Genomic DNA, 7,325 nt, shown 5'->3' on the forward strand with positions numbered 1-7,325 from the left:
GAAGATGCCACAGCGAACATGGAAGCTGGCAGCCAACCAATTCGCCATCATGTTCGGCGAACGCTTTACCAACGCAATTGACTAACTATGAAATTCTGATCCCGCACACAGAATTCCTGACAGGTCCATGATCGTGGCAACTAACGCAACTATGCTGGCATTGAGCGTGGCCATTTCCTCTGGCAGCCCACTATTTATCCATATCGGCCAGTGTGTTCACCAATCTCCTATACAACTGGCTCGGTGCTACGGGCTTATGCAGCAGAGGTATTCCACTGGCACGTGCGTCGCGCAACCGCTCTGGTGCCGTGTCGCCAGTAATGAGAAGTGCTGGTAAATCTTTGCCAAACTCTGCACGCAACGCGGCAATTGCCTGTGCACCCGTGTCCTGCTTGCGCAATCGGAAATCGCTGATGACGATATCCGGTCGATGGGCGCGTGCTGAGACTAGAGCTTCCTCGATCGATTCAACCGCCTCGCACTTGCAGCCCCAATCGCGCAGCAGCTGCAGCATGCCTGCGCGCACGGCTTCATCATCATCCACTACCAGCACTCGTATGTTGAACATTTGCATAGAGGTATACGTACTTTCAAGCTCATCGCTGATTATTGGAACGTGCGCATTAGGCAAGGTCAGTCTGAACACGCTGCCACGCCCTGGTTTGGACGACAAAGACAATTCATGTCCCAGCGTGCGCGCCAGGCCGTCCGCAATAGCCAAGCCCAAACCAAGCCCTTTACTGCGGTCCCGTTCGACATTGCCAAGCTGATGGAATTCGCGAAATATTTCCTGGTGCTGATGCGGGTCGATACCGATGCCCGTATCCCATACTTCCAGTCGCGTTTGATTGCCGCGCGTGCGACATGCCACCAGCACACCGCCCCGCTCGGAGTAGCGGATTGCATTGGATACCAGATTGCGCAGAATTAATTCCACCAGCGCCGGATCGGACTGCAAGGCCGCATGGGTCTCGCGTGTGCGGTAAATGAGCCCCTTCGCGTTGGCTTGGGGCGCCAGTTCGTTTTCAATCTTGTGTAGCAATGGCTGCAGGTGAAATGGCAGTACTTGCGCATCGACAACACCCGCTTCGATTCGTGAAAAATCGAGCAGCGTGTTGAGCATTCCAGCGGATGCCTCGGACACCGCGCGGGCACTGCCGAGCACAGTGCGCTGGACCGCGGTAAGTTCGCTGCGCGCCAGCACTTCCAGAAACAGACCCAGCGCGTGAATCGGCTGACGCAAATCATGGCTGGCCGCCGCGAGGAATTTGGATTTAGCCAGATTGGCCAGAACCGCTTCCCGATGCGCGTCCTGTACCTTCATGGTTTCATCGCGTAAGCGCGCCAGCAGTTCGACATTCTCGAAGCGCAGGTTGATTGCGGCGCGCACGGCAATAGCGCTGTTACGTGCCTGCAGGACGAGTGTGACAAGAAACAATGTGAGGGCCAGCACCAGCGCGGTATAGGCTGGATCTCCCATCTGCCAGAACTTGGTTGCCGTGACGATACACTCGAACGTCATAAACAGAATGAAGGCCGGCAGCACCGGTGCAAGCAGCGACATCGAACTGCCTGCAATGCCTGCCAAGACAGAGATTACCAATATGCTTCCGGTGACCGAGGCCGTATCGAGCGTAACCCAAGCCAATGCGCCCCAAGCCGCGCCATCCACCAGGTTCAGCACCAACAACACCAAGACCAGGCGGTGGGCACGTTCAATTGAAATGCCTGCGGCAAGGACGCGGCGCGCGTGATATGCGGAGTACAGCTTGGACAAGATCACTGCTGCGCACCACAGTCTCAGTCCCAAGGCGTTGCTGTCGTTGGATAATGACCAGACCATCACCACGGATAGAAGCAGGGCAGGAATGACCGAGCTGCCCACGTTGCCTAGCAGCAGCCGCAACTGCTCCACAAGTATGCGACCTTCGCTAAGGCGGAGTAACTGACGCATCATCTCAACTAACCAGGCCACTACGACGCGCTGCAAAGGCCGCTTCGGAGCGGCTGGACACTTGCAAGAAACTCAGCAACGCCTGCACATGTCCGCGCACCGTATTTTCCGAAAGACCGAGTCGTTTTCCGATTGTCTTGTTCGGCAATCCCTGACACAACAGGTCGAGCACCTCGCACTGACGCGGTGTCAGGTGCGGCTCTGGAGGAGTGTTGCCGCTGATTCCTGCAGTAGGTTCCTTGCGCAGCACCTGTTCGATGATCGCAAGAATATTGGTCGCGGTGTCTGCCTTGGAGACGAACGCCACAGCGCCGCGCTCCAATGCCAGTCGCACGGTTGTCGGTGTGGCATCGGCAGACAACATGATGATCGATACCTGTGGCCATTTGCGTTGCAGTACGGCAATGCATTCCAGTCCGTTCAAGCCTTGAAGCTGGATATCAAGCAACAAAATGGCAGGTGCTTCTATCGGGCTGCGCATGGCCTCTTCCAGCGAGGCTGCCTCAAACACGTCGATGTTCGCAATGCCTGATCGCAACACCATAGCCATACCGCTACGGAACATCGCGTGATCGTCAATGAGAAGAATGCTAAGTGGAAACATGACGCCGATTTAACCTGTTCAATGCAGGTAGCGCAAGCATTTTTAACACCACCAGTCCAAAAAGACTATTGTCAACGTGTAACCACAATATTATTATCGAAGACATAACAACTGTAAAAAAGAACGCGAATATTTTCAATACATCCCTGTGTCGTTGGCGTTGAGTATGGCGCTTACCGTTTGTGGAGGCGAATACCCCGGTGGTGCAGGGGCCCTCTCCTCGGCAAGTCATGGTTTCATCGGTGTTCGTCCAAAAGGGCATACAAAAATGAAAAACCAAAAGACCCCATTTGCAGTTCGTTTCATCGGGTTTTCTGCGCGTGAAATTAATATTTTCGACGCCACTTTTTCGGTCGAGCAAAACCGCCAGATACAATATTACCGCTTGTCCGAAGACAGCCTGCAGGAGCCGGATCTGTATCTGGTGAATGCCGACGATCTGAAGGCCCTGGCGACCTTGGCCGACATGGAGCCCAACAACTTGCAGCCGGCCTTGCTGGTCGGCGCACCTCATGTGGAACTGCCGTTTGCCAACGTCGAGCGGCCGATACGCTGGCTGAAACTGTTCGACGCGCTGGATATCTTGATCGAGCGGCGTTTGATTATGCTGGCCACGCAAAATTCGGCTGATGTGGCATTAGCCAATAGTGTGCCGGAGCGTCGTCGGCGTGAGCGTCTCGACCTGGATTTGACCGATCCGCTTGAATACGACCGGATGCGGACCAAACCTCCACCGAGCGATCGTATCCTGGTGATCGATGAAGAATCGACGTTTCGCGATGATCTGTCAGTCGCCATGGCGCACTATGTGGTGCCAGTCGAATGGGTCGGAAGTCCTGACGGTGCCGCCGAAGTGTATACCGGGCTAACCATTTCGGTAGTCCTGATCAATCCGGAGTTATCTAATTTTGATCCCTATGATTTCTGCACAACGATCAAACATCAGTATCGAAACACAAGAATTGCGGTCATTTTTCTGGTTGATAGAAGTTTTGTGTACGATCAAGTGCGGGCACGGCAGGTTGAGTGCGACGGTTTCTTGAGCAGGCATTTAGACCAGCGGCAAATATTGTCGGCGCTGGGAAAATTTCTATCGTGGCGACGATAAGTCCCGATGATATTTACTTGAACGTCTCCCATTAACCTGGCTCAGTAGAAGACGCCATTGAATTGATGGGGGAACTCGGTGACAGATTCAGATGAATACCAATTCTCGTTATTTTAGTATTGAGGGAAAACGATGCTTTTGAAAAATTCGGAGATTCAGCCTGGGCTTCACCCAGCAACAGAGACGACTGACAAAGAGAGACCCGTTACTCCTGAAAGCATTCTTGCCAACTCACTCTTTTACCGCCTCAAGCGCGATGTGCTGGAGCTTGTCGCCCACATGAATCACGGCGTCAGTCATAACGATTGTGAAGTCATCAAGCGGCAAACCATGTTCGTGCAATCACAGCTACTGCATAGTCTTTACAGCGACCCGTCCTTAGCATCCAATGTCAAAATTCTTCTTATGGACTACCACGCGAAAAGCATTAGAGCCACGCTGGGTGATCGGCGTGGAGAGCATTTGCGAGATAAATCTTAGTTGCTGTTTGCGGCAAGAGAAGCTGGCGACGCTGAGGAACGCGGGATGTGAAAGATGTTGAAGACGCTTCCGGAGGGTGTCTTTAATTTGGTGTAAACGTAATTCCGCAGGGCACTGCCACCTGGAGAAAAAATGACCTACGTAAAACGCACCAAGCGGGCCAAGCCCGATCCTGAAGTGGTCAAGCTGGCGGACAGCTTGCTAGCCAACGACAAGACCTGAAGATCTGACTGGTGAAAACGGCTTGCTCAAGCAGCATCACCAAGATGCTCGTAGAGCGTGGCCCTGCCTTAACTCGCACTCGCGAGAAGCCGTCAAGAATCGTCGCCTGAAGCACCCGTTTGCTTAGGCGACAATCCAGGTTTATTTGCCTTCTTTGGACTTCGCCCACTTCTGCAATTCTTCAGCAAACAAGCGAACGTCAGAGGGGTAGCCGGACAGTCCAGCCGCTATGGCACCTACAAGTGCCGGCCGTGCATATTCAGGCGTGTCTTCAATCGAGGTCCAAAGCCCTCGCAGCATCAATGCGCCGTCAGACTCAGGCTGTGCATCCATCGAATCCCGAAACGCTGCTGCGTAGAACCCGCCTAACTCGTCAATGTCGGCGTTAGGCATTACTGGTATAGCTGTCAGGCCGTTAGCCATAGAGATTCCTTGTGTTGTATGTGGCAATGATAGCCGGATTGCTCAGATTTCATCAGCCAAGTGTTGTAAGAATGATTCGACTTGTATCGGGTCCATGATCACAACCATGGTCGCCACAATAAGAGCAACAAACGGCGCCTTATGCCCCATGATCTCGTCGTAGACGTAGTGCCGATTACCCGCGTTCCAATGGCTGACGTATTCGGTTGCTCTTTTTGTTACTTTGGCACGTGTACGAAATAGCATCTTCCCCCCTGTCTTTCTGTAAATATTGTTTTCTGCATATTCTACAAACAGAAGCTTTGCAATGCACACTCAAAATAGATACCGATCGGCGTGGCCTCATGCGGTTCAATTCCTGCGTATTGATCAATGGGACTTGAATGCAGACGAGCTGCAAAAAAAATTACAGAGAGGGGAATTGAGTCAAGCGAACCTCGACTCATCGTGGTGCTGCTAATTACAGTTGCGTAAATCCTAAAAATCGAAGTCGGATAGCTTGACCCAACCGATGACGCGACTAGCCTTCTGATGATCCCTGTAGTGTTCACCTACGTTGATGGCCTGGAGCGGTGGTTGAAACGGCGCTTTTGGAAGGCTACCGCCCAATCCTTTAGGCGCAGTCGTTGCCAATCCGTACTCCATGTCAGTCAAAGTGAAAATATGTTTTGAGGAATTTTCAAGAGCATGCATTCTGACTCAATATGACACTGTTTCTTGCGGAAATAGAGTGAGAAAAAAATGAAAGTACGGATGCCAATGCCGGTAACTCAATGGATACGCCGCGTACCAGCGGATACATACCAAAATCACAGCAATCGGAAATCGCATTCCTTTGGTATTCAGCATCGCGCTTTGCTCATTTTTCGAAAACAGCACTCTAACCGATTCCTTTGCTGCTTGTAGTCAATGTGACAAAACCTCGGATCGTGCACGCCCGTGGGGAGATCGTAGGCTCGCAGCACCACTCTTACCACTTGATCTTATGTTTGGCTTCAGTTTCCTGATGTCGCGCGTCGTCTGATGAATGCAGGTATTTGCTTGTCGTACTGATGGATTCATGACCGAGATTGTCGCGGACATGGCGCAGATCGACCTCGTTATTGGCCATGTGCGAACCGGCCGTGTGCCGCAGCCAATGCGCCGATGCCTGTTCGACACGTTCTGCAATTGTTTGGTATTGTTCGCCGCGTTGTTGGAGCCGGATGGATGTATTCTCGAAGACACTTTTCACGATCGCGTGCACCGCGCCGCGCGTCATTGACTCTTTTCTGCCGCCGATCGGCAATAGGAGCGGAACAGCTTCACCCGTTAGCGGAATGGGGGGGAGATCTTTTTCTCGACGATAGCGTGCCAGCTCGACCATCAGTTCATTGGTTGCTGGAACGATCCGAGTTTTGTCTCCTTTGCCAGTAATTTCCAGCCACCAGCGTTCCTCACCATCCTTGTCGCGGCGACAGAAAAATCCGGCCATCGTATTGTCGACGACTTCGGAGATGCGTAATCCGCACAAATACAACAGAGAAAATAACCACCGCATCCGAATGTAGTGTTCGCGCTCGCGATCAGTTTCTTTCGGCATCTGATCGATCGTGAGTTTCACTTCCAACCACAAATCTTCGTCAAGATATCGCGTAATGCGGGGCTTGGCTTTGCGCGCGCGTTGACGCGAGAGAGATAGCGGATTGCCTGCCAAGTAACCGGCATTCACCAGCCAAGAAAGCATGGTGTTGAGAATGATGATCGCCTGCCGCTGGCTAGATGGCGCCAATGGCCCCGCAAATGGCCGCCAATCCGAATGGGAGCGCGCGACCTTGCGCCCGCGAGGCATGATCCAACGAGATGCTGGCTGAGGATCGGCAAGGAAATGCTGATAGACGAGCAAGTCTTCATGTGTCAGTGACGAGATCGGTTTTTGCATGGACACGGTCGACCACAGTAGCAAGCGCTCGGCTTCCTTGCGATAGTTGTCGAAGGTGGTTTTCGTATCGAGGAAGCGCGCCAGCCACGCTTTGATCGCATCAACATCGTTGTTCGCCGCTATTTGAGGGCGATTGCCGCTGGCGCGATTGGTACCATTGCTACCGTCGATGTGAGTGGGCAGCGCCACATTTTCGATCGGCGCCAACACCGGCAATGTATCGGAATTTCGATTGTTTTGGGATGTCATGGTACTGACTCATCTAAAAACGGGCGTTTCTGAGAATAATCGACATTATAACGCTAATGTCATATTTATTGAGGTGATAGTTGTAAATACTACGTAATACGTTATATTATTTATTGAAATTACTCATAAAAAATATGCCATGGATACCTTTGCCACCCCTGAAAAGCAATTGATTGCCGATATCGACCGCCTGCGTGAGCAATTTACGCAGACGCAGGATTTGTATCGCGAGGTCTGCGTGCTGCTGTTCTTCCGCTATGGTATGACACCCACCGCGAACAAGCTTTATCAACTGGTGCGCAAGGGCAGTATGACCGCGCCGGCGGAGGCGCTCAACAAATTCTGGGAAGACTTGCGCGAAAAG

7 protein-coding genes and 2 pseudogenes are annotated in these 7,325 nt (G+C 52.4%); 4 read left to right on the top strand and 5 right to left on the bottom strand.

The features are described from left to right. Positions 1–190 precede the first annotated feature (190 nt). Positions 191–1,990, bottom strand: coding sequence for an ATP-binding response regulator (locus KHU29_RS21760; protein WP_246542425.1), 1,800 nt, complete (start codon positions 1,988–1,990; stop codon positions 191–193). After that, the gene (locus KHU29_RS21765; RefSeq protein ID WP_211455424.1) at positions 1,959–2,558 is read right to left on the bottom strand and encodes a response regulator; all 600 of its coding nucleotides are present in this window, start codon (positions 2,556–2,558) and stop codon (positions 1,959–1,961) included. The genes KHU29_RS21760 and KHU29_RS21765 overlap by 32 nt, the downstream gene beginning before the upstream one ends. Positions 2,559–2,826: 268 nt before the next feature. On the opposite strand from KHU29_RS21765, the gene KHU29_RS21770 reads away from it, so the two are divergent. The 3 genes and pseudogenes from KHU29_RS21770 to KHU29_RS22595 all read left to right on the top strand — a co-directional run. Next, positions 2,827–3,666, top strand: a complete 840-nt coding sequence (locus KHU29_RS21770) for a response regulator (RefSeq protein ID WP_211455425.1) — start codon at positions 2,827–2,829, stop codon at positions 3,664–3,666. A 132-nt stretch (positions 3,667–3,798) separates the two neighbouring features. After that, positions 3,799–4,146, top strand: coding sequence for a hypothetical protein (locus KHU29_RS21775; protein WP_211455426.1), 348 nt, complete (start codon positions 3,799–3,801; stop codon positions 4,144–4,146). A gap of 132 nt (positions 4,147–4,278) precedes the next feature. Continuing rightward, a pseudogene (locus KHU29_RS22595) lies at positions 4,279–4,427 on the top strand (IS256 family transposase); the annotation flags it as partial. A gap of 82 nt (positions 4,428–4,509) precedes the next feature. Here the strand turns inward: KHU29_RS22595 and KHU29_RS21785 are convergent. From KHU29_RS21785 to KHU29_RS21790, 3 genes and pseudogenes are all read right to left on the bottom strand, one after another. Next, on the bottom strand, positions 4,510–4,791 hold the full coding sequence (locus KHU29_RS21785; RefSeq protein ID WP_211455427.1) for a hypothetical protein: 282 nt from the start codon (positions 4,789–4,791) through the stop codon (positions 4,510–4,512). 759 nt (positions 4,792–5,550) lie between these two features. Then, positions 5,551–5,640: pseudogene (locus KHU29_RS22600) on the bottom strand (IS6 family transposase); the annotation flags it as partial. A gap of 121 nt (positions 5,641–5,761) precedes the next feature. Continuing rightward, positions 5,762–6,961, bottom strand: coding sequence for a tyrosine-type recombinase/integrase (locus tag KHU29_RS21790; RefSeq protein ID WP_211455428.1), 1,200 nt, complete (start codon positions 6,959–6,961; stop codon positions 5,762–5,764). 139 nt (positions 6,962–7,100) lie between these two features. Here KHU29_RS21790 and KHU29_RS21795 point away from each other — a divergent pair. Then, a partial coding sequence (locus tag KHU29_RS21795) for a DNA-binding protein (protein WP_211455429.1) occupies positions 7,101–7,325 on the top strand: 225 nt, incomplete at its 3' end.

This window comes from Collimonas antrihumi (assembly GCF_018304965.1).
GTDB lineage: Bacteria > Pseudomonadota > Gammaproteobacteria > Burkholderiales > Burkholderiaceae_D > Collimonas > Collimonas antrihumi.